We start from the raw sequence: 21,501 nt of genomic DNA on the forward strand, positions 1-21,501 counted from the left end.
GCATGAATTCTCAAACCGACCTCATCCCCGCCGCCGAGACCGTTCCGAGCCCGCCCCAGGACCAGGAAACCGTCGCCGAGCGCGCGCAATTCGTCGACTGGATGCGTTCGGTCGCCCCCTATATTCACGCGTTCCGCAACAAGACCTTCGTGGTCGGCTTCGGCGGCGAAGTGGTCCATGATGGCTTGCTCAACGCGCTCGTCGCCGACGTCGCGCTGCTGCAGGCGATGGGCATCCAGATCGTGCTCGTGCACGGCTCGCGCCCGCAGGTCGAAGAGCAGATGAGCCTGCACGGCGTGCAGTCGGAGTTTTCGCACGGCATGCGCATCACCAACGCGCAGGCGCTCGAATCCGCGAAGGAAGCCGCCGGCGAAGTGCGTCTCGACATCGAAGCCGCGATCAGCCAGGGCTTGCCGAACACGCAGATGGCGCACGCGCACATCAGCGTCGTGTCGGGCAACTTCGTGACCGCGCGCCCGGTGGGCATTCTCGACGGCGTCGATTTCCAGCACACGGGCGTCGTGCGCAAGGTCGACGCCGATTCGATCCGCCATTCGCTCGCGAGCCGCAAGATCGTGCTGCTCTCGCCGCTCGGCTTCTCGCCGACGGGCGAGGCGTTCAGCCTCACGATGGAAGACGTGGCGTCGGCCACCGCGATCGCGCTGCGCGCCGACAAGATCATCTTCCTCACCGAGACCGAAGGCCTGATCGACGAGAACGGCGAGCTGATCGGCGAAATGTCGCTCGACGAGGCCTACAAGCTCAACGAAAGCGGCGAGCTGAAGGGCGACGCCGGCTTCTATCTGAAGCACGCGGTGCGCGGGTGCCGCGGCGGCGTGGCGCGGGCGCACATCATTCCCTATTCGCTCGACGGCAGCCTGCTGCTCGAGCTGTTCCTGCACGACGGCGTCGGCACGATGATCTCGTACGAGAACCTCGAGAGCCTGCGCGAGGCGACGCCGGACGACGTCGGCGGCATCCTGCAACTGATCGAGCCGCTCGAAACAGACGGCACGCTCGTGCGGCGCGGACGTCACCAGATCGAACGCGACATCGACCACTTCTCGGTGATCGAGCACGACGGCGTGCTGTTTGGCTGCGCGGCGCTCTATCCGTATCCGCAGGAGCGCATCGGCGAGATGGCGTGCCTGACGGTGGCGCCCGAAGCGCAAGGCTCGGGCGACGGCGAACGGCTCCTGAAGCGCATTGAGCAGCGCGCGCGGGCGCGCGGCCTGACGCGCATCTTCGTGCTGACGACGCGCACCGAGCACTGGTTCTTGAAGCGCGGCTTCGTGAAGGTGACGGTCGACGACCTGCCTGAAGACCGCCGCCGCCTCTATAACTGGCAGCGCAAATCGCTCGTGCTGATGAAGCAGCTTTGAGCGGCAAGCGCGAGAGCAAGACGCTACGCTGCCCCCACATCGACTCCAGGAGAAAAACACGATGACTCGTATGGTCCAATGCGCGAAGCTCGGCAAGGAAGCCGAGGGCCTCGATTTCCCGCCGCTGCCCGGCGAGCTCGGCAAGCGCCTCTATGAAAACGTTTCGAAGGAAGCGTGGCAGGGGTGGCTCAAGCATCAGACGATGCTCATCAACGAAAACCGCCTGAACATGGCGGATCCGCGCGCGCGCCAGTACCTGATGAAGCAGACCGAGAAGTACTTCTTCGGCGAAGGCGCCGACCATGCTTCGGGCTACGTGCCGCCCGCGCAAAGCTGAGCGTTTGCATGACCGGTTCGCGCGCGATGCGCGAGCCGGCTTTGACGGACTTCACGTCATCTTCCTTCCTCGCCGCCATCTCCTCCCATCCCCTCCCATCCCCCGCCAGACCAGCGATCGAGCGATTCACACAGGCCCGCCGCCCGCCTCAAGTTTGCAGCGAACGCTTACATCGTGATACTATCTGCCTCGTTCCAACAGCAATTCACCTTCATTCGCGTTCAATTTCGTACAGATCCGTTTTCCGGCGCCGCGAGATTGAATTACTTTTGACACAGAAAGGCTTGTCGGTCGCAGCGCTTTTGAGCCACGTCGCTTAGCGCATCACGCATCCGGCCTTTTTCGTTCCAAGCCTTGACCCGGCGTGTGCCGGCCAGCGCGGAAATCCTCCGCCAGCGCCAGTTCGATCTGCCCTTCCAAGCGGGCAGGCGCCGTACCTGCAGCATCTCTCTCGAGTGCACTTTCGCGCTTTCCCCCGCGAGGCACGGGCGTTTCTTTTTCTTCGATTTGTCCGCCGCCGGCTCGAACCCGCGAACGTGCGCTTTTTCGGCAACCGTGGCCGAATCGGGACACGATTCGCATCCCGATTCGGCCGCAGTCACAGGAGCCTTCGACCTTGACCGCTACCCATAACGGCCCCGCACGAAACCGGCACGACGTTTCCGACGACGTCATCGTCGTCGACAAGAACCTCCTCAAACGCGCCGTCGGCGCGATGGCGCTCGGCAACGCCATGGAATGGTTCGACTTCGGCGTCTACAGCTACATCGCCGTCACGCTCGGCAAAGTGTTTTTCCCATCGAGCAGCCCGTCCGCGCAATTGATCGCCACCTTCGGCACGTTCGCTGCCGCGTTTCTCGTGCGGCCGATCGGAGGCATGGTGTTCGGCCCGCTCGGCGACCGCATCGGCCGCCAGCGCGTGCTCGCGATGACGATGATCATGATGGCCGCCGGCACCTTCGCGATCGGCCTGATCCCGAGCTACGGCACGATCGGCATCTTCGCGCCCGTGCTGCTGTTGCTCGCGCGCCTCGTGCAGGGCTTCTCGACCGGCGGCGAGTACGGCGGCGCCGCGACCTTCATCGCCGAATACTCGACCGACAAGCGCCGCGGCCTCATGGGCAGCTTCCTCGAGTTCGGCACGCTCGCGGGCTACATCCTTGGCGCGGGCACGGTCGCCGTCCTGACCGCCACGCTGTCCGAGGACGCGCTCCTCTCGTGGGGCTGGCGCGTGCCGTTCATGATCGCCGGACCGCTCGGCCTCGTCGGCCTATACATCCGCATGAAGCTCGAGGAAACACCCGCGTTCAAGCGCGAAGCCGAGGCGCGCGAGGCGCTCGACCGCGCCGCGCCGGAGCTTTCGTTCGCACGGATGCTCGCGACGCAATTCAAGCCGCTCCTCCTGTGCGTCGGGCTCGTGCTGATCTTCAACGTCACCGACTACATGGCGCTCTCGTATCTGCCGAGCTACCTGTCGGCGACACTGCACTTCAACGAGACGCACGGCCTCTTTCTCGTGCTGATCGTGATGGTGCTGATGATGCCGCTGACGCTCGCGGCCGGACGACTGTCCGATGCGATCGGACGCAAGCCGGTGATGCTCGCAGGCTGCGTCGGGCTCTTGCTGCTGTCGATGCCCGCCCTGCTCCTGATCCAGACCGGCCAGATGCTGCCGGTGTTCTGCGGCCTCATGATCCTCGGGGCGCTGTTGTCGTGCTTCACCGGCGTGATGCCGTCGGCACTGCCCGCGCTCTTTCCGACGCCGATCCGCTACGGCGCGCTCGCGATCGGCTTCAACGTCTCGGTGTCGCTGTTCGGGGGCACGACACCGCTCGTGACGGCCTGGCTCGTGGAGACGACGGGCAACCTGATGATGCCCGCGTACTACCTGATGGGGGCATCGGTGATCGGGATCGTGTCGGTGGTTGCGCTTGCCGAGACGGCCAAAAAGCCGCTCGAGGGCTCGCCGCCCGCGGTCGCCACACGTGCGGAGGCGCATGCGCTCGCGCGCCAGGCGCGTGAAACGGAAGACCTGGACGATAGCGCGTACGCATCCGTGGCGACGGTGCGCGTATAAGGACCGCGAGGACCGCGCCGGCCGTCAATGAAATGGGGCGCGCTGCGCGCGATGCTCAGACGACGAGCGTGTGCAGCAGCGCCTCGGCACGCGCCCCTTCGATCGCCAGCATTCCCGCCGACACCGGCAGCTTGAAGCGGCGCGGCCCGGCGCTGCCGGGATTGACGAACAGCACGCCGCCGCGCGTCTCGACGTGCGGCTTGTGCGAATGTCCGGTGACAACCACATCGATGCCGGCAAGCGCGTCCGCGCGCAAATCGGCGATGTCGTGCACGACGTGAATCTTCACGCGCTGCACGTCGAGCGTCGTCGAAACCGGCAGTTGCGCGGCCCACTCGCCGATATCGTTGTTGCCGCGCACGGCGGTGACAGGCGCGATCTGCGCGAGCGCATCAAGAACCTGCGGCGCGCAGATGTCGCCTGCATGAATGATGGCGTCGCATCCCGCGAGCCATTGCAGCGCTTCGGGACGCACGAGGTTGTGGGTGTCGGAAATGAGCCCGATGCGGGAGACGCTCATCGCGTTGGCCTGGCGATATGACGGTCCCGCCATCTTACCCGCCCGCCGGCCGGCGAAGCCTCGAATGAATGCGTTGGAGAATGCGAGGAACGTACGAAGGAGAATCAAGCGCGCGGATATCCATCGCGCCCGATTCGCTTGTATCAATGCACCGCGGCGTGCGCGCCGTGTTGATACGCGCAAATGAATTCGCGCGAACGATTCAGCGCAGCCTGAGCGCCTCTCGTCGCGACAACGAGGCCCGCTCTGCCGAGGCTGAAATCCGTCGAGACCAGCACTTCCATCAACGCCACCATCGGCAACACCACCGATGGGTTGTACAGCTGTCTTTCGATCAATTCCCTCATTTTTGCCCTTCCCGCCGGGCGCTCATCGCGCCGCCGCTTGCCATGTATCGATGGGTTCCATTCTAGGGACGGGGCTCGCGCGGATAAATGCGCGAAAGTGAAAGTCACTTGTCGGCGCCGGCGAACAATCGCGGCGGGAGGATGGGGGCGCACCGGCCCCGTGCGAGCCGGTGCGCTTTACAGCAGAGCGGACAAGGCGCCCGCTTATTCGAGCGGCGCGCCGATGAACTCGGGCAGCGCCTCGGCCCGCGCCGAAAACGCGGCGAGCGCCGGATGGCGAGCGGGATCGATCATCCCGGGCACGATGTATTGCGTGAAGCGCCACGCGACCGCCACGGTGATGTCGGGCTGCATGATCCGGCTGCCGACGAGCCAGCCATCGGCTCGATCAAGCTGCTTCTCGAGCAGGTCGTAGGCCGCGCTCAATTGCGATTGCACCCGCTCGAGCCACGGTGCGTGCTGCTTCTCCTGCGGCCGCAGCTCACGCTCGTAGACAATCTGCACCGTCTTCTCCGCAGCCGCGAGCGCGTAGCCGATCAACTGCAGCGCCCGCGTGCGGTCGGCACCGCGTTGGGGCATGAGCCGCGAATCGGGCGGCGCCTTGTGGTCGAGATGGTCGAGGATCAGCGTCGAGTCGATCAGCATGGTGCCGTCGTCTTCGATGAGCGTCGGCGCTTTCACGATCGGATTCAGCTTCGCGAACTCGTCGAACGTGCGAAACACCGACAGACTTCGATGTTCGAACGGAATTCCCAGCACCGCCATCGAAATGGCGACGCGACGCACAAACGGTGAATCCAGCATGCCAACCAGTTTCATTCCGAGCCTCGTTGCTTGAAGTGAAGGGAGGTTGACTGTAGCAGCCGCGGCGGCTTCGTGGAAAGGGGCAGCGACGCCATTCGCGCGTTACCGGAGATTCGCTTCGAAGAATTCGACGATCGCAGCGTTGAATTGCCGGTGAAACGCAGTGCGATCGAAGCCGGGCTCGGACGCGCAGATCTCCGGCACGCGGCGCGCCAGCTCGGCGGAACACGGCGCGAGAAAGTCGTCATGGCCCGCGTGAGGCACCACGATGTACTGCGGCGCGCTCGGCAGCGCGTCGTAGACCGCCTGCGCGTAGAACGGCTGCGGCAGGATGCGATCATCGGCGGCGCGCCAGAGCTGGATCGGCTCGTGCACGCCGGCGAGACCCGCCTTGCCGAACGCATAACCGAGCGCAGGCGCGGCGATGACCGCGGCCTTGATACGCGCGTCGGCATCGTCCCCGTTGAGCGGCGGCACGGTCATGCCCGCCGGCACCGGGCGATTGGCGATGTGCTGGCAAGGCCACTCGCCGGGGTATGCCTTGCAGTGCGCCGGGCTCATCGCAAGGTCATAGCGCCCGCCGACGAGCGCGAGCACGGTGAAACCACCGGAAGAGAAGCCGAACGCACCGATGCGCTCTTTCGACAAGCTCGCCCGCCCGGTCCAGCGCTCGAGCACGAAGTCGAGCAGCTGGCTCACCTGCCGCGGCCGCTCGTAGATGAATAGCGCGCGGCTGTCGTCGCGGAAATTGTCGCCCGGATGCGTCAGCGCGGCGGCGACGAAGCCCGCCTTGGCCAGCGCGATTGCGGTGTCGTAGTGCCCCGCGTACGATCCGCCGGTTCCGTGCGAGATGACGATAAGCGGCAATCCGCTCCCCTCGATCGCGCCGTCAGGCACGACATCCTGCACGTTCAGGCTGATCGGCTCCGGCTTCTCGACGCCTTCGCTCGGGTACCAGATGCCGGCCTCGACTTGCCCGCCGCCGGGAACGTCGTAAGTCAACCGCTGAAAGCCGACCGTCGCTTCTGCCTGCGCACGAGCGCTCATGAACATGCCGAATGCAAGTACCAGAATGGCCGCGCAGACGCGAGCCGGCCGATGAACGCGTTGGATGGTTTTCATAAGGTCTCCGTCATGGGTCGCACCGATGCTAGAAGACCCGCTGCCGGTTCATTTGATCGAACGTGCTGTTCACGGCGTCCCGATACCAATCGACAACGGCACACCAATGCCGGAGCCAATTTCTTCGGCAGCCAATAACTAAAGCGATGACGGGGAGTTGAAAAGCTGGAACGGGAAAAAGCGCCCGGTCGGAATGGCCGGGCGAAGCCGCCGGATCGCCGGCGACGGAGGTAACGCTCCAATCTTGTCGGGCCCGCCCCGCCCGGGACGATCGATACGTCTGTGGGCGAGCCTCTTGTTCAGTCGCGACTGGACGCTGTCGTGCATGGCTCGCCCAGACCGCTTTCAGCGCGGCCGGGAATGAGTCCCGGCCGACGCGGAATACTGCCGAATTACTGGCCGTTGCCGAAGTAGATCGGCTGCGTGCCGGGAGCCGCGACCGGGCTTCCCGATTTCGACGAAGCGCCGACAGCCGGGCCGTAGCCGGTGGCGGCCGCTTGAGCCGTGCCGTCCTTCTGCGCGGTCACGCGCGCCTCGGCGGCCTGGATGTTCGCCGGATAGTCATAGTCGTTCGCCGTGGCCGGGTTGTAGCCGGCCTGTTCGAGCTGAATCAGTTCCTGGCGCACTTGTGCACGCGTCACGGGTTGATTCGACTGGGCAAACGCAGCAAGCGGGGTAGCGAGAACGGCGGCGATGGCAACGGCTTTAACGAGCGATTTCATGATGAACTACCTCCAAAAGTTGTCTTTTAAGGACTCTCGAACGGGTTGATTTGCGTGTGTCCGGAGCCGATGAGAACAGTCTAGTCGCCGAACTCTTAAGGGTTAATACCTAATTCAGGAAAACATTGTTGTCGGCTGCGTCACAATGACAAATCACCTTCATAACGCGCGACGCTCAGTCAAAAGATCTGCGTGCAGCAGCGCAGACGCTTCGTCCTGCATACGATATCCAGACGCGTTTTCAGGCTATCTTCAGGCCCTGAAAACAAAAAAGCCCAGTCCACGAAGACTGGGCGAAGTCGCCAGGGCAAGCGACGGAGATTCAGCGCGAAACTCGATGCAGGCTGCCCGTCGTTGGCGGGCCCGGCCTGTTTCGCATTCGATTTCGAATGCGCGTGTGAGCGCTCGTGCCGGCGCGCACGCCGATTACGGATGTTGATAGATCGGAGCCGAGTAGCTGCTCACGACCTTGTCGGTCCGCTGTCCCGACTGCGACACGCCGCCGGCTTCCGGACCGAAGCCGGTCGCATCCGCTTGCGCAACGCCGCTTTGCGCGGCGACGCGCGCTTCGGCGGCCTGGATCTGATTCGGATAGGTGGCGTAGTCGCCGCTTACGGCATAACCGGCCTTCTCGAGCTGAACGAGTTCGGCGCGGACTTGCGCGCGCGTCACCGGCTGGTTCGATTGAGCGAACGAAGCAACGGGAGCGGCAAGAACGAGAGCAACTGCGACAGCCTTGACGAGCGATTTCATGACGACTACCTCCAATGATTGTGCTTTACGGGGCGCCGCAAACGCGTTCGGTTGTCTGCAGCGGTTGAAGGCAGTCTAGGGCCGAGCAAAGCTAGGGTGAATACCTAGATTTCGAATTCACTGTTCCTTGTTTCCGGACAATGATTGGAGAGCACCGGTCGCATGCGATGCAAGCGATGCGTCATGCGCACTCAAGAAACGCTTGCCACACACCGTTAACGAGACCAAAAATCGCGTCAACTCGCATCGACATTTCGCAACGAAACATTACGCCTCTGGTAATATCCCCTGAATTTTTGAGATATTTCGTAATAATGAAGCACGCACAGACGGAAGCGCTCGAGCTCTCCATCGCTGCGGGAGAGTCCGTATCGGTGCTCGACGGGTCCGCGAAGGACCTGATTTCGCTCGTCGTGCCCTTCTACAACGAGTCGGCCGTGGTCGAGGCGTTCTTCCGCGAGGTGCCCGCCGTGCTGCGCGGCATCGCCGATGCTGATTACGAAATCGTCTGTGTCAACGACGGCAGCACCGATTCGACCCTCGAGCTGCTGCTCGCAGCTCGCGCCGTCGATCCGCGCGTCAAGATCGTCGACCTGTCCCGCAATTTCGGGAAGGAAGCCGCAATGACCGCGGGGCTCGACGAGGCGGCGGGCCACGCCGTCATCCCTTTCGACGCCGACCTCCAGGATCCCCCCGAAGCGATTCCGCTCCTGATCGCCAAATGGCGCGAAGGATTCGACGTGGTCCTCGCGAAACGGGCCGAACGCAACACGGACTCGTTCATGAAACGCATGACGGCTCGCCTCTTCTACCGTGTGCACAACGTCATCAGCGAAGTCCGGATTCCCGAGAACGCGGGCGATTTCCGCCTGATGTCGCGGCAAGCCGTCGACGCCCTGAAGCAATTGCCCGAGAACCGGCGCTTCATGAAGGGGCTCTTCGCATGGGTCGGCTTCAGGACCGCGCAGATCGAGTACGTGCGCCGTCCGCGCGCCGGCGGCAAGACCAAGTTCTCCGCCTGGAAGCTCTGGAACTTCGCGCTGGAAGGGCTTACGAGCTTCGGCACGCTGCCCCTGCGCGTCTGGACCTACATCGGCGGCGCAACCGCGGCCTTCGCCATCTGCTATGCCGCCTACCTGTTCCTGCGGACCATCGTGCGCGGCGTCGACGTCCCCGGTTACGCGTCGATCATCACCGCCGTGCTCTTCCTCGGCGGCATCCAGCTCATCGGCATCGGCGTGATCGGGGAGTACCTGGGCCGCATCTATATCGAGAGCAAGCGCCGGCCGATCTATATCGTGCGCAAGATCTACGCGCAAAGCGCTACGTGACGGGCGGCCCGGTCACGCGCTCTCGCACCTGCGCGGGCGCGGCGTCTCGCGCTCCGAATGTCGTTCCCTGAATCCGGAGCCGCACGCGGCCCTCTTCTTAGCCCTTTCGTCGTCCTCATGTCAGATCCCGTCTCGTCGTACTACCCCGGCTCCGAACCGTCCACGGCCCGAGCCGATGAGCCCTCGCTTGCCGCGCCGCTCGCCTTGCTCCTGCCGATCCACGCGCTCGTCTGGACGTTTGCCGCGTGGCTCTCGCGCGGCAATCTGGACGTGCAGGGCGACATGATTGAAAACTACGTGTGGGGCGCCGAGTGGCAGGCGGGCTATGCGAAGCATCCGCCGCTCTTCGCGTGGATCACGGCGGCGTGGTTCGAAGTCTTCCCGCACACCGATTTCGCCTACTTTGGACTATCAGCGGTCAATGCGCTGGCGGGGCTGCTTGGCATCGTAGCGCTCGCCGGTCGGTTCCTGCCGCGTCGGCTGGCAATCGCGGCAGGGCTCGCGATGGCCGTTTCGCCGCTCTACTCGAACCTCGCAATCAAGTTCAACGCCAACTCCGTCCTGCTCTCCGTCTGGCCCTGGACCGCATACTTTTTCGTGCGCTACATGCAGACCGGCAAGCGCTCGGCCGCCCTGGCCCTGGGCGCGCTCGCCGCGCTTGCAATTCTCGGCAAGTATTTTTCGATCGTGCTGCTCGTGGCGCTCCTGGGCGCCGCGCTCGCGCGGCCGCAGTGGCGCGCGCGGCTTCTCAGCGTCGACTCGCTGCTGGTCGCGGCCGCGGGCGCCGTGGTGCTGTTTCCGCACCTGCGCTGGCTCGTACTGCATCACTTTCCGACCTTCGGCTACGCCGAGCGGCGCACGGGCGGGACGCTCCCCGCGGCGGCGCTGCGCTTCGGCGTCTATACGCTCGCGCAAGCGGGCTACATGCTGCTCAGCTTCGGGTTCGTCGTCGGACTGGTCGCGCGTGACAGGCTGCACGCCGCCAAGCTGATACTGCTGAGCCACGTCCGGCCCTCGCTGCATCGGGACCTGTGGTGCCTCGCGATCGGGCCGCTCATGGTCGTCGGCGTCATCGCCGTGGGCAGCAAGACGCAGATGGCTTCCGTGTGGGGCATGGCTCAGTGGTTCGCGCTCGTGCCGCTGTGGGTGGCCGTGCTGGATCGTGCGGCGGTCCGGCTCGAACCGGGACGCGCGGCGCGCATGCTCTGCATCTATTGGGCGCTGGCGCTGGCTGCGTCGGCGGCCGTCGGCTATGCCGGGGCAACGCGCAATACCGACGATGCGGCCGAGCCGCGCGCCGAACTGGCCGCGGCCGTGCATGCGCTGTGGCGCGAGCGCACGGGGCAAGCGCTGCCGATCGCTGCGGGCTCGGTTCACGAGGCGCAGTCGGTCGGCTTTTACAGCGACGGCCAGACCCGCTTCTGGGATATAGCGGAGCCGGAAACGACGCCGTGGCTGAAGGCAGAAGACCTCGCCCGGCAGGGAGCGGTGCTCGTCTGCCCAAATAGCGATGCGGCATGTGTGAGGAAGGCGGCATCGTTCAGCCATGTGCAGCCGATCTCCATCGATGTCGCCAAGAAGGCGTGGGGCATGGTGTTGCCGGCGCGTGGCTATCAGCTGTTCTTGATGATGCCGCAGCAGGGTTGAAAGAAAAAACCCGCACGGGGCGATGCCGTTGCGGGTTTTCTGACGTGCTTGCCGAGCTGGACAAGAACGATCGGCAATAACCGTCAAGGTCGAAACGAAAGTGAGGCTGGATGGTGCCCGGGACCGGACTCGAACCGGCAAGCCGTTAAGCGGCGGATTTTCGTCACACTGAATCTTTCGAAGCCGGCGCTGCATGATGCATCGCCGTTCGTGCGCTGGACTATGCCTTCGCCATGGCGTCCCGCATCGATCGATGCGGCGAGCGGTAGGCGCCCCCCGTCTAGTCTCTACACCTTCCAGAAGCGGTCGCGGCGACCGGTATCGGGCTTGGCTCGGCGTTGCCTCGGCGGCCGGCGCTCGGCGTTTTTCGCGAGCGCGTCGGGCCAGGGGTTTCGCCGAATTTGAAGGGTTCTGCACCGGCCGTTTCCGGCGCGGGCACTCAATGCTTTAAGTCCGCTATGTTTACCAATTTCATCACCCGGGCAGGGCGGACCGGATTCTACCATCGCGCCGCCAGCCCACCAACTGGCGCGCACCCGCGCATCGAGGCCGGCAGCCATTGATGCTTCGATCCGCGTCGAAACATCCGGCCAGCGCCGCTGCTACGCTGGTTTTCCGACTCCATCCGGCGGAAAACTCCCATGAAAACCAGCACCGATTCCGAAATCCTCCACGTCTACGAGCAATGGCATCGAACGGTCGTCGATCGCGACCTCGAGGGGCTGATGGCGCTCTATGCGGAAGACGCCGTGCTCGAAACGCCGCTGATCGTCGTGACCCTGCCCGAGCGCGGCAACGGCACGCTCAGCGGCAAGCCGGCAATCCGCGAATTCTTCGCCGCCGGGCTGCGCAAGCTGCCGAACAGCCTGGGGCGCTGGTATCGAACCGGCGTCTTTTTCTCCAACGGCAGGCAATTGACCTGGGAGTACCCGCGGCAGACGCCCGAGGGCGACCAGGTCGATCTCGTCGAAGTGATGGAGCTTGCCGGCGGGCTGATCGTCCATCACCGCGTGTATTGGGGATGGGTCGGCTTCAAGTCGCTCGTCGCCTCGCTCGGTCAGGCCGCCCGCTGAGCCCCGCCGCATCGGCGCCAAGGCCGGCTCGCCAGGCCTTGGCGCCGATGCGCCACCCATGCGCAAAACCGTCATGTGAGAGACATATTATGTCCGGATAATCCCCTACGAAAACGTTTACACAAGCACTCTCTCCAGGATGAAAACCACGATCAAGGACGTCGCCGCCTACGCTGGCTTTTCGATCGCCACCGTTTCGCGCGCGATCAACGCGCCCCATTCCGTGAACCGCGTCACTCTCGAAAAAATCCGCGAGGCCATCGACGCGCTCCAATTCAGCCCCAACCCCCTCGGCCGCCAGCTGCGCAGCGACCGCACGCGGCTGATCGGCATCGTGCTGCCGACGCTCGCCAACCCGGTGTTCGCCGAATGCCTGCAAGGCATCGACGAGCTCGCGTCGGCGCAAGGCTACCGGCTGATGCTGATGACAACGCAATACGATGCCGACCGCGAGCGCCATGCGATCGAGACGTTGCGCGCGCAGCGCGTGGAAGGCCTCATCCTGACGGTCGCCGACGCCGATACGCACCCGCTCCTCGACGAGCTCGACCATGCGGGCCTGCGCTACGTGCTGATGCACAACGATACGGTGCGCCGCCCGGCGGTGTCGGTCGACAACCGCCTCGCCGCGTACGAGGGCGTGCGCATGCTGATCGCGCACGGCCACCGGCACATCCTGATGCTGGCCGGCACGCTCGCCGAGTCGGACCGCGCGCGGCTGCGCTATGTCGGCTACTCGCAGGCGATGCAGCAGGCGGGCCTCACGCCCGCCCCCGCGCTCGAAGTCGATTTCAACGCCGACGAGCTCGCGCCTTCCGTGCTCGCGCACCTGACGAAGGGCGCGACGCGCCCCACCGCCCTCTTCTGCAGCAACGACCTGCTCGCGATGGTGGTCATGCGCGGCCTGCGCCGCGCGTCGTATTCGGTGCCGGAGCACATGTCGATCCTCGGTTTCGACGGCCTCGCGGTCGGCGAGCTGCTGTCGCCGCCGCTTGCGAGCCTGTGCACGCCGAACCGCGAGATCGGCTGCGCGGCGTGGCAGCGCCTCATGAACCGCATCGAAGGTGTCGACGACGGCTCGTCCCTCTCGCTCACGCTGCCGCACACGCTGCGCGTGGGCGAGACGGTCGGCGCGATCTCGGACATCGTCGGCCAGCGGTAAGCGCTCCGGCTCCAGTCGACGCAAGCAAAACACAAGCAACAGAGCAGCACCGGCAAGCCCCAACCCGTTCCCCGCAAGGAGACCCGCTGTGACACGTCGTTCCCATTCCCTCGGCGCGCCGCTGCGCCGGTTGCTCGCCAAGGCCGGCGCGGCCGCGCTCGCCTCGGCCGCCGTCCTGTCCGTCGGCGGCGTCGCGTTCGTCGCCGCCCCGCAAGCCGCCTACGCCGACGAAACCGCGATCTGCTACAACTGCCCGCCCGAATGGGCCGACTGGGCGAGCCAGATCCAGGCAATCCAGCAGAAGACCGGCGTCCGCGTGCCGTTCGACAACAAGAACTCGGGCCAGGCGATCGCGCAGCTCATGGCCGAGCAGAAGAGCCCGGTGGCGGACGTGGTGTACCTCGGCGTGTCGTCGGCGTTCCAGGCGAAGGACAAAGGCGTGATCCAGCCCTACAAGCCCGCGCACTGGAACGACATCCCCGCGAACATGAAGGACCCGCAAGGCTACTGGTTCGCGATCCACTCGGGCACGCTCGGCTTCTTCGTCAACAAGGACGCGCTCGAAGGCAAGCCCGTGCCGCGCTCCTGGGCCGACCTGCTCAAGCCCGAGTACAAAGGGATGATCGGCTACCTCGATCCGTCGAGCGCGTTCGTCGGCTACGCGGGCGCGGTCGCGGTCAACCTCGCGCTCGGCGGCTCGATGGACAACTTCGAGCCGGGCCTGAACTGGTTCCGCCAGTTGAAGGCGAACGCGCCGATCGTGCCGAAGCAGACGGCCTATGCGCGCGTGCTGTCCGGTGAAATTCCGATCCTGCTGGACTACGATTTCGATGCGTACCGCGCGAAGTACAAGGATCACGCGAACGTCGAGTTCGTGATTCCGACGGAAGGCACGATCTCGGTGCCCTACGTGATGAGCCTCGTGAAGGGTGCGCCGCACGAAGCTTCGGCCAAGAAGGTGCTCGACTTCGTGCTTTCGGACGAGGGGCAGAAGCTGTGGGCGAATGCGTACCTGCGGCCGGTGCGCGCGAACCAGATGAGCGCGGACGCCGCCGCGAAATTCCTGCCGGCGAGCGACTATGCGCGCGCCAAACCGGTCGACTTCGCCAAGATGGCCGAGAAGCAGCAGGCGTTCGGCGAGCAGTATCTGCAGATCATGCATTGATTGCTGATTGCGGCGAGGGGCGCTTTCGCTGGCGGAAAGACATAGCCTGGCGACGAGCGCCCTTCCCCCGCACCTTGAAGCACCCATTCCCATGCACGACATCACCTTCCCGCTGCGCTGGCGCATCGCGCTGATCACGCCGGCGCTCGCCGTGTTCGCCGCGTTCTGGCTCTTGCCGATGGGCATACTGGCCCAGGTCAGCGCCGACGGCCATGCGTTCGACACCTATCTCGCCCTCCTCGCCAACGCGCGCTACATGCGCAGTCTCGGCGCGACGGTCGTGCTGTCGGCGGCGGTGACGCTCGCGACGCTCGCGCTCTCCGTCATCTCAGGCCTCCTGCTCGCGCGCCGCGAATTCTTCGGCAAGCGCACGCTGCTCGCGCTGCTCACGTTTCCGCTCGCGTTTCCGGGCGTCGTCGTCGGCTTCATGGTCATCATGCTGGCGGGCCGGCAAGGGCTGATCGGCGCGCTGTCGTTGAGGCTCACGGGCGACAAGTGGGTGTTCGCCTATTCGATGACGGGCCTCTTCTTCGGCTATCTGTACTTTTCGATTCCGCGCGTAATCGTGACCGTGATGGCGTCCGCGACCAAGCTCGACCGCTCGCTCGAAGAAGCCGCGCGCTCGCTCGGCGCCTCGCCGTGGCAGATCATGCGCGACATCGTGCTGCCGGCGCTCTCGCCCGGCCTCATCGCGGCGGGCGCCGTCTGCTTCGCGACCGCGATGGGCGCGTTCGGCACGGCCTTCACGCTCGCCACCGACATCGACGTGCTGCCGATGACGATCTACACCGAGTTCACGCTCAACGCGAACATGGCGACAGCGGCGGGCTTGTCGATCGTGCTCGGCGTCGTGACGTGGCTCGTGCTGGCGCTGGCGCGCAGCGTGACGGGATCGGCCGTTGCGGCTACCGCGTAAGGAGATGCGCATGAGCACCATCCTGGAAACCCAAGCCGAAGCCTCCACCGCGCGCCGCGCGCTGCAGCGCGTAAAGGAACACCTGTCGGCGCGCAGCTTTCTCGCCGCCGGCCAATGGGCCGTCACGCTGCTGATCTGCGCGTTCCTGATCGTGCCCGTCGTGATGTCGATCCTCGCGGGCCTCACCGTGAACTACTTCCGCGGCGTCTCGAGCGGCCTCACGCTGCGCTGGCTCGGCGAAGTCTGGACGCAGTATCACGGCTCCGTGTTCCTGTCGCTCGAAATCGCCGTCGCCACGCTCGCGATCACGCTCGTCATCGGCGTGCCCGCCGGGTACGCGCTCGCGCGCAGCAAGACGCGCGCTTCGCGCATCGTCGAAGAATTGCTCGTGCTGCCGATCGCGCTGCCGGGCCTCGCCTCGGCGCTCGCGCTGCTCGTTCTCTATGGCGGCTTCACGGCGTTTCGCACGAGCGCGATGTTCATCGTCGTCGGCCACGTCTTGTTCACGCTGCCGTTCATGGTGCGCGCGGTGGCAGCCGTCGCGTCGAGTGCGGACCTGCGCACGCTCGAAGAAGGCGCGGCGAGCCTCGGCGCCACCTTCCGGCAGCGCTTCGTGACGATCGTGCTGCCGAACGTGCGGCCCGGCATCGTCGCGGGCGCGCTCGCCGTGCTCACGCTCTCGATCGGCGAGTTCAACCTCACCTGGATGCTGCACACGCCCGATACCAAGACGCTGCCGGTCGGCCTCGCGGATACCTATGCGTCGCTGCGCATCGAGATCGGCAGCGCCTACACGATCCTCTTTTTCCTGATGACGATGCCGCTGCTCGTCGCGATGCAATGGCTCGGCGTCGACGCGACGGGCCAGCGCCGCGCGGGCGCGAAAAAGCGCAAGCCGCCGCGCGCGTCCTGATCCGCCGATCGAACCCGAACGACCCGACCACGATGAAACTCGCCCCCGTTCCCATCACGCTCACGCAGTGCGCCAAGACCTTTCGCGGCACGCGCGTGCTCGAACCGCTCGACCTCTCGATCGGCGCCGGCGAAACGCTGGTGCTGCTCGGCCCCTCGGGCTGCGGCAAGACGACGACGCTGCGCATCATCGCCGGCCTCGAAACACCCGACGCGAGCGGCCAGGTGCGTTTCGGCGACGACGACGTCACGCGCCTGCCGATCGAGCGCCGCCAGGTCGGCATGGTGTTCCAGAGCTATGCGCTGTTTCCGAACCTGACCGTGCGCGGCAACGTCGGCTACGGTCTCAAGATCGCCAGGACCGATGCGGCCGTAGCGCGCCAGCGCGTCGACGAGCTGCTCGCGATGATGCGGCTCGAAGCGCACGCCGACAAGCCGATCGACCAGCTCTCCGGCGGCCAGCGCCAGCGCGTGGCGCTCGCGCGCGCGCTCGCGATGCAGCCGCGCGTGCTGCTGCTCGACGAGCCGCTCACCGCGCTCGACGCGCGCCTGCGCGACACCTTGCGCAGCGAGATGAACGCGCTGTTGCGCAGCCTCGGCGTGACGACGATCTACGTGACGCACGACCAGGCCGAGGCGATGGAGCTGGGCGATCGCATCGTCGTGATGAGCGCGGGCCGCATCGAGCAGATCGGCACGCCGCGCGAGATCTACTTCCGTCCCGCGAACCGGACCGTCGCGCAGTTCGTCGGCACGATCAACCGCTTGGCAGGCCACTGGCGCGACGGCGCATTCGAAACGACGGGCGGCAGCATCGCATTGCCGCAACGCGCCGCGCTCACGCAGGCGCCCGAGCTGTTCTTCCGCCCCGAGGACGCCCATCTCGCCGATCCCGCGAGCGCGCAATTGCGCGGCATGGTCGACGCGGTATCGTTTCTCGGCGAGCGCACGCGGCTCACGATCGGCGGCGCGGCGCCCGATGCGCTCTTCGTCGACGTCGCCGGCCGCGTCGAGCTCGCGCGCGGCACGGCGGTGGGCATTTCGATCGCACCCGAAGGCTTGATTGCCCTGTCGTAGCGCGCTTCATCCAACACACGACAATCGATACTGAGAGATCCCCATGCTGCTTGCCCACATCAGCGACCTGCACATCAAGCGGCCCGGCGCACTCGCCTATCAGCGCGTCGACACGGCCGCCCATCTCGCGCGCTGCGTCGCGCGGCTCAATGCGCTCGAGCCGCGTCCCGACGCGGTGCTCGTCACGGGCGACCTCGTCGACCGCGGCAACGCCGACGAGTACCGTCACCTGAAGTCGCTGCTCGATCCCCTGCAGATGCCGTACTACCTGCTGATCGGCAACCACGACGATCGCGCCGCACTGCGCGAAGTCTTCGCCGAGCGCGCGGAACTCAGCGAGGGCGGCGAGTTCATCCAGTACGCGGTCGACATCGGCCCGTTGCGCGTGATCGCGCTCGATTCGCAGGTGCCGCGCCAAAGCGGCGGCGAGCTCTGCGATGCGCGGCTCGCCTGGCTCGCCGACGCGCTCGACGCCGCGCGCGGCAAGCCCGTGATCGTCGCGCTCCATCATCCGCCGTTCGTCTCCGGCATCGGCCATATGGACCAGATCCGCCTCGCGCCCGCTGCTGCCGACAAGCTCGCCGAGATCGTGAGCCGCTATCCGAATGTCGAGCGCGTGCTGTGCGGGCACGTCCACCGGCCGATGTTCACGCGCTTCGCGGGAACGATCGCCGCGGCGATCCCCGCGCCGGCGCATCAGGTGGCGCTCGATCTGCGCGACGACGCGCCGTCCGCGTTCCGCATGGAGCCGCCCGCGTTCGCGCTGCACCGCTACGACCCGGCGACGGGGCTCGTCACGCACCATGCCTACGTCGAAGAAAGCGATGGGCCGTATCCGTTCTACGAACCCTCGGGAGAGCTGATCGACTGACGGCCTTCGCGTCGCGCGAGGCGGGAAAAGGCGGGAAAAGGCGGGGAAAAGCGGCGGAAAGCTGCGGCGCGGCACCGGGCGGCTCCCGGCAGACTTGAACGCTCTCCGGTATGATCGCTCGCTTGGCGCCGTTGCCGCACGATTATTGTCGTGCTAGCGCGGCGCCCTCATTGCTTTAAGGCCTTGCCCATGTCCGCTGCCGATTCCGCCCATTCCGACGCCTCGATCCACTATTCGCGCGGCATGCTGCTGTTGCTCGCGACAATCGCGGGCGTCTCCGTCGCCAACATCTATTACAACCAGCCGCTGCTCGACGCCTTCCGCGCGTCGTTCCCCGCGAGCGCGCCGTGGATCGGCGCGGTCCCGGCCTCGACGCAGCTCGGCTACGCGGCCGGGATGTTCTTTCTCGCACCGCTCGGCGACCGCTTCGACCGGCGGCTCATCATCCTGCTGCAGATCGCGGGGCTCTCGCTCGCGCTGATCGCCGCCGCCGCGGCGCCCTCGCTTGCCGTGCTGGCCGCCGCGAGCCTCGCGATCGGCGTGCTCTCGACCATCGCGCAGCAGGCCGTGCCGTTCTCCGCGGAGCTCGCGCCGGCGTCGCAGCGCGGACACGCGGTCGGCACGGTGATGAGCGGCCTCTTGCTCGGCATCCTGCTCGCGCGGACGGCGGCGGGCTTCGTCGCCGAGTATTTCGGCTGGCGCGCGGTGTTCGGCACGTCGGTGGCGGCGCTCATCGTGCTCGCTGTGGTCATCGTGATGCGGCTGCCCAGCAGCAAGCCGACCTCGACGCTGCCCTACGGCAAGCTGCTCGGCTCGATGTGGCATCTCGTCGTGGAATTGCACGGCCTGCGCGCCGCGTCGCTCACCGGGGCGGCGATCTTCGCGGCGTTCAGCCTCTTCTGGTCGGTGCTGACCTTGCTGCTGGCGGAAGCGCCGTTTCATATGGGGCCGCAGGCGGCGGGCCTGTTCGGCATCGTCGGCGCGGCGGGCGCGCTGGCCGCGCCGCTCGCCGGGCGCTTCGCCGACAAGCGCGGACCGCGCGCGATCATCTCGCTGTCGATCGGGCTCGTGGCGGTCGCGTTCGTGATCTTCGGGTTGTCGGGGGCGAGCATCGCGGGACTGATCGCCGGCGTGATCGTGCTCGATATCGGCGTGCAGGCGGCGCAGATCTCGAACCAGTCGCGCATCTACGCGCTCAAGCCCGAAGCGCGCAGCCGCGTGAATACGGTGTTCATGGTCTGCTACTTCATCGGCGGCGCGACCGGCTCGGCCGTGGGCGCCGTCGCGTGGCGCAATTTCGGCTGGACCGGCGTGTGCCTCGCCGGCTTCCTGTTTGCCGCGCTGGCCGCGTGGGTCCAGTCGCGGCGCGAGCCGGTTGCCGTGCGGCAAGACGCGTAGAAGCCGCGCCGTCCTCGCGCGCGGCGCCATCATGGCGCCGCCACAGCGCATCGGTCACCCCGCCTTGCGCCGGTCGAACCAGAACGACAGCGCGACGCTCGCGAGAATCACGACGGTCGCGATCACGGTCCAGCGCGTGACAGGCTCGCCGAGGATCAGCGCGCCGAGCGCGACCGCGACGACCGGGTTCACGTACATGCAGCTGCTCGCGATGATCGGGCTCGTGTGCCGGATCAGGAATCCGTACGCGATATAGGCAGCCATCGTGCCGACCAGCATCAAATAGAAAAAAGAGACGATCGGCCAGAAGCCGATCGCGAGCATGCGCTCGCCCGTGAACCAGGCGACGGTCGCCGAGATCGCGCCGCCGAGGCCGATCTGCAGCGCCGTCGACAGGAACAGGTCCGAGGGCAGCTTGAGCCGCCCGGCCAGATGCGCGCCGCCCGCCCAGAACAGCGCGCCGCCGAGAATCACAATGCTGCCGAGCGTCGAGCCCGGCGACGCATCGCCGTGGTTCAGCACGACGATGCCGAAGAGCCCCAGACCGACCGCCACCCATTCGCCCTTCGCGATCGGCCGCCCGGCGACGGCCGCGATCACCGTCGCGAACAGCGGCACGGTCGCGACCATGACCGCCGCGGTGCCGGTGCCGACGCTGCGCATCCCGAGCGCGAGCAGGCCGCTCGACAGCCCGACGAGCATCGTGCCGACGATCCCCGCGTTGCGCACTTCGCGGAGCGTCGGCATCGCCGGCCTGCGGCGCATCGCGAGCACGAAGAGGCCGATGCCCGCGAACAGGTTGCGCATCCCCGACAGCAAAAGCGGCGGAAACGACTCGAGCGCGACGTGGACCGCGAGATACGTGGAGCCCCAGACGAGATAGACGACGGCGAGCGCGAGCGCAATCTGGCCGTTGCGAGATTGCGGCAAACGCAGGCGGAACGGAAGGGAAAAGCGCGGAGTCATGCTCGACGCGCCTCGCCCGGCAGGGGTTCAGCGCACGCGAGAGTCACCAGACAGCTAAGACGCGTGCGCCGCGTCGCGGACGCGGCAAACCGGGCAAGACAGGACGGCATGTCGAACGGATGGAGCAAAAAGACCGCATTGGCGGCCACTGCAATTGGCGGCCGATAAAGAGATAACGGGCCGATTCAGGGGGCCCGTCGCGCATCCGCAGCATTATGCAATAAGGAATCGCAAACGAACGGCGAGTCCAGCCGAAAGAAATGTAAGTGATGTTTGCGAGCGACAGTCGACAGTCGATGCTCAACGCTCGAGCGGCTTGACCGACACGATGCCGGGCGCCGCGCCCTGCTCTGCCGGATGCAGCTTCACGCGCCATGCCTCGTGGTCCGCGAACGGGAATTGCGCGAAGACGCTTTTGACCAGATAAGCGCTCGCGCGGGCCGGATCGGCATCGTGGCCGCGGCTTGCCGCAAAGACGCGATAGACCTCGCGGCCGCTCGAGCGCTCGAAAAAACGCAGCGTCAGCGTGTGGACGAACGGATGCTCGCCGGGCCACATCCATGCAGGCGCTGCGGTCTCAGGCCCGCCGCAAGCGGCGTCCGCGCCGCCTGCGGCGTGGGCGCAGTCGCCGCTGGCGACGCGCACGGCGGCGCTGCGCGTGTCGAAGGCGAGCGAGACGAGATAGCGCGCACCGCCATCGCTCGCGAATCCATGCAGCGCCAATTCATCGCGCACGAGCGCTTCGTATTGCCGCTGCAACGGGCTATCGCTCTGCGAAGGCGCGCGCACGAGCTCATAGCTGCGCTCCCCGCCGAAGGCCGCCGGCAGGTTCGACGCCCGCACCTCGGTCCCCACATCGGCGCAGCCCGGCAAAACCGCCGCCCCCAGCGCGGCGCAGATCAAGAGACGTTTCACGTTG

Annotated in this window: 21 protein-coding genes; 13 read left to right on the forward strand and 8 right to left on the reverse strand. The window is 66.2% G+C overall.

Annotated features, from left to right (window positions below; translation table 11 throughout):
• Nucleotides 1-2 precede the first annotated feature (2 nt).
• From argA to proP, 3 genes are all read left to right on the forward strand, one after another.
• Nucleotides 3-1,382, forward strand: coding sequence for an amino-acid N-acetyltransferase (argA, locus tag FAZ69_RS18690; RefSeq protein WP_136896577.1), 1,380 nt, complete (start codon nt 3-5; stop codon nt 1,380-1,382).
• A gap of 61 nt (nt 1,383-1,443) precedes the next feature.
• Nucleotides 1,444-1,719 (forward strand): oxidative damage protection protein, encoded by a 276-nt coding sequence (locus FAZ69_RS18695; RefSeq protein ID WP_136896578.1) that lies wholly within the window; start codon nt 1,444-1,446, stop codon nt 1,717-1,719.
• Between the two features lie 616 nt (nt 1,720-2,335).
• Nucleotides 2,336-3,796, forward strand: coding sequence for a glycine betaine/L-proline transporter ProP (gene proP, locus FAZ69_RS18700; protein ID WP_136896579.1), 1,461 nt, complete (start codon nt 2,336-2,338; stop codon nt 3,794-3,796).
• A gap of 55 nt (nt 3,797-3,851) precedes the next feature.
• On the opposite strand, the gene FAZ69_RS18705 is transcribed toward proP, so the two are convergent.
• The 6 genes from FAZ69_RS18705 to FAZ69_RS18730 form a co-directional block, all read right to left on the reverse strand.
• Entirely contained in the window at nt 3,852-4,316 is a 465-nt protein-coding gene (locus tag FAZ69_RS18705) for a metallophosphoesterase family protein (RefSeq protein ID WP_136896859.1), read from the reverse strand.
• 143 nt (nt 4,317-4,459) lie between these two features.
• On the reverse strand, nt 4,460-4,771 hold the full coding sequence (locus FAZ69_RS18710; RefSeq protein ID WP_439654779.1) for a hypothetical protein: 312 nt from the start codon (nt 4,769-4,771) through the stop codon (nt 4,460-4,462).
• A 96-nt stretch (nt 4,772-4,867) separates the two neighbouring features.
• On the reverse strand, nt 4,868-5,482 hold the full coding sequence (locus tag FAZ69_RS18715; protein WP_136896580.1) for a glutathione S-transferase family protein: 615 nt from the start codon (nt 5,480-5,482) through the stop codon (nt 4,868-4,870).
• 87 nt (nt 5,483-5,569) lie between these two features.
• The gene (locus FAZ69_RS18720) at nt 5,570-6,589 is read right to left on the reverse strand and encodes an alpha/beta hydrolase family protein (RefSeq protein ID WP_240702328.1); all 1,020 of its coding nucleotides are present in this window, start codon (nt 6,587-6,589) and stop codon (nt 5,570-5,572) included.
• Between the two features lie 392 nt (nt 6,590-6,981).
• Nucleotides 6,982-7,311, reverse strand: a complete 330-nt coding sequence (locus tag FAZ69_RS18725; RefSeq protein WP_136896581.1) for a DUF4148 domain-containing protein — start codon at nt 7,309-7,311, stop codon at nt 6,982-6,984.
• 426 nt (nt 7,312-7,737) lie between these two features.
• A complete protein-coding gene (locus tag FAZ69_RS18730; RefSeq protein WP_136896582.1) occupies nt 7,738-8,064 on the reverse strand; it encodes a DUF4148 domain-containing protein in 327 nt (108 codons plus the stop codon).
• A 314-nt stretch (nt 8,065-8,378) separates the two neighbouring features.
• Between FAZ69_RS18730 and FAZ69_RS18735 the strand changes: the two genes are divergently transcribed.
• From FAZ69_RS18735 to FAZ69_RS18780, 10 genes are all read left to right on the forward strand, one after another.
• Complete coding sequence (locus tag FAZ69_RS18735; protein ID WP_136896583.1) at nt 8,379-9,395, forward strand: glycosyltransferase family 2 protein; 1,017 nt, start codon at nt 8,379-8,381, stop codon at nt 9,393-9,395.
• Nucleotides 9,396-9,512: 117 nt separating this feature from the next.
• A complete protein-coding gene (locus tag FAZ69_RS18740) occupies nt 9,513-11,042 on the forward strand; it encodes a glycosyltransferase family 39 protein (RefSeq protein ID WP_136896584.1) in 1,530 nt (509 codons plus the stop codon).
• A 641-nt stretch (nt 11,043-11,683) separates the two neighbouring features.
• The gene (locus FAZ69_RS18745; RefSeq protein ID WP_136896585.1) at nt 11,684-12,115 is read left to right on the forward strand and encodes a nuclear transport factor 2 family protein; all 432 of its coding nucleotides are present in this window, start codon (nt 11,684-11,686) and stop codon (nt 12,113-12,115) included.
• Between the two features lie 139 nt (nt 12,116-12,254).
• On the forward strand, nt 12,255-13,277 hold the full coding sequence (locus tag FAZ69_RS18750; protein ID WP_136896586.1) for a substrate-binding domain-containing protein: 1,023 nt from the start codon (nt 12,255-12,257) through the stop codon (nt 13,275-13,277).
• Between the two features lie 88 nt (nt 13,278-13,365).
• The gene (locus tag FAZ69_RS18755) at nt 13,366-14,442 is read left to right on the forward strand and encodes an ABC transporter substrate-binding protein (protein ID WP_136896587.1); all 1,077 of its coding nucleotides are present in this window, start codon (nt 13,366-13,368) and stop codon (nt 14,440-14,442) included.
• 91 nt (nt 14,443-14,533) lie between these two features.
• Entirely contained in the window at nt 14,534-15,358 is an 825-nt protein-coding gene (locus FAZ69_RS18760; RefSeq protein ID WP_136896588.1) for an ABC transporter permease, read from the forward strand.
• Between the two features lie 10 nt (nt 15,359-15,368).
• On the forward strand, nt 15,369-16,271 hold the full coding sequence (locus FAZ69_RS18765; protein WP_136896589.1) for an ABC transporter permease: 903 nt from the start codon (nt 15,369-15,371) through the stop codon (nt 16,269-16,271).
• Nucleotides 16,272-16,303: 32 nt separating this feature from the next.
• Nucleotides 16,304-17,347 carry an ABC transporter ATP-binding protein gene (locus FAZ69_RS18770; protein WP_136896590.1) on the forward strand — a complete coding sequence of 348 codons (1,044 nt, stop codon included), beginning with the start codon at nt 16,304-16,306 and terminating at the stop codon, nt 17,345-17,347.
• Nucleotides 17,348-17,390: 43 nt separating this feature from the next.
• On the forward strand, nt 17,391-18,218 hold the full coding sequence (locus FAZ69_RS18775) for a phosphodiesterase (protein WP_136896591.1): 828 nt from the start codon (nt 17,391-17,393) through the stop codon (nt 18,216-18,218).
• A gap of 189 nt (nt 18,219-18,407) precedes the next feature.
• Entirely contained in the window at nt 18,408-19,616 is a 1,209-nt protein-coding gene (locus tag FAZ69_RS18780) for an MFS transporter (protein WP_169708693.1), read from the forward strand.
• A 54-nt stretch (nt 19,617-19,670) separates the two neighbouring features.
• Here the strand turns inward: FAZ69_RS18780 and FAZ69_RS18785 are convergent, their stop codons facing one another.
• A complete protein-coding gene (locus FAZ69_RS18785; protein WP_136896593.1) occupies nt 19,671-20,582 on the reverse strand; it encodes an EamA family transporter in 912 nt (303 codons plus the stop codon).
• A 300-nt stretch (nt 20,583-20,882) separates the two neighbouring features.
• Complete coding sequence (locus FAZ69_RS18790) at nt 20,883-21,497, reverse strand: DUF4136 domain-containing protein (protein ID WP_136896594.1); 615 nt, start codon at nt 21,495-21,497, stop codon at nt 20,883-20,885.
• Between the last annotated feature and the right edge of the window lie 4 nt (nt 21,498-21,501).

The sequence above is a fragment of the Trinickia terrae genome (assembly GCF_005144415.1).
Lineage (GTDB): Bacteria > Pseudomonadota > Gammaproteobacteria > Burkholderiales > Burkholderiaceae > Trinickia_A > Trinickia_A terrae.

Excerpts from the sequence above, each read along its gene's own strand:
- argA (WP_136896577.1), top strand. The coding sequence starts at position 3 with ATGAATTCTCAAACCGACCTCATCCCCGCCGCCGAGACCGTTCCGAGC.
- FAZ69_RS18695 (WP_136896578.1), top strand. The coding sequence starts at position 1,444 with ATGACTCGTATGGTCCAATGCGCGAAGCTCGGCAAGGAAGCCGAGGGC.
- FAZ69_RS18705 (WP_136896859.1), bottom strand. The coding sequence starts at position 4,316 with ATGAGCGTCTCCCGCATCGGGCTCATTTCCGACACCCACAACCTCGTG.
- FAZ69_RS18715 (WP_136896580.1), bottom strand. The coding sequence starts at position 5,482 with ATGAAACTGGTTGGCATGCTGGATTCACCGTTTGTGCGTCGCGTCGCC.
- FAZ69_RS18720 (WP_240702328.1), bottom strand. The coding sequence starts at position 6,589 with ATGAAAACCATCCAACGCGTTCATCGGCCGGCTCGCGTCTGCGCGGCC.
- FAZ69_RS18725 (WP_136896581.1), bottom strand. The coding sequence starts at position 7,311 with ATGAAATCGCTCGTTAAAGCCGTTGCCATCGCCGCCGTTCTCGCTACC.
- FAZ69_RS18730 (WP_136896582.1), bottom strand. The coding sequence starts at position 8,064 with ATGAAATCGCTCGTCAAGGCTGTCGCAGTTGCTCTCGTTCTTGCCGCT.
- FAZ69_RS18735 (WP_136896583.1), top strand. The coding sequence starts at position 8,379 with ATGAAGCACGCACAGACGGAAGCGCTCGAGCTCTCCATCGCTGCGGGA.
- FAZ69_RS18740 (WP_136896584.1), top strand. The coding sequence starts at position 9,513 with ATGTCAGATCCCGTCTCGTCGTACTACCCCGGCTCCGAACCGTCCACG.
- FAZ69_RS18745 (WP_136896585.1), top strand. The coding sequence starts at position 11,684 with ATGAAAACCAGCACCGATTCCGAAATCCTCCACGTCTACGAGCAATGG.
- FAZ69_RS18750 (WP_136896586.1), top strand. The coding sequence starts at position 12,255 with ATGAAAACCACGATCAAGGACGTCGCCGCCTACGCTGGCTTTTCGATC.
- FAZ69_RS18760 (WP_136896588.1), top strand. The coding sequence starts at position 14,534 with ATGCACGACATCACCTTCCCGCTGCGCTGGCGCATCGCGCTGATCACG.
- FAZ69_RS18765 (WP_136896589.1), top strand. The coding sequence starts at position 15,369 with ATGAGCACCATCCTGGAAACCCAAGCCGAAGCCTCCACCGCGCGCCGC.
- FAZ69_RS18770 (WP_136896590.1), top strand. The coding sequence starts at position 16,304 with ATGAAACTCGCCCCCGTTCCCATCACGCTCACGCAGTGCGCCAAGACC.
- FAZ69_RS18775 (WP_136896591.1), top strand. The coding sequence starts at position 17,391 with ATGCTGCTTGCCCACATCAGCGACCTGCACATCAAGCGGCCCGGCGCA.
- FAZ69_RS18780 (WP_169708693.1), top strand. The coding sequence starts at position 18,408 with ATGTCCGCTGCCGATTCCGCCCATTCCGACGCCTCGATCCACTATTCG.
- FAZ69_RS18785 (WP_136896593.1), bottom strand. The coding sequence starts at position 20,582 with ATGACTCCGCGCTTTTCCCTTCCGTTCCGCCTGCGTTTGCCGCAATCT.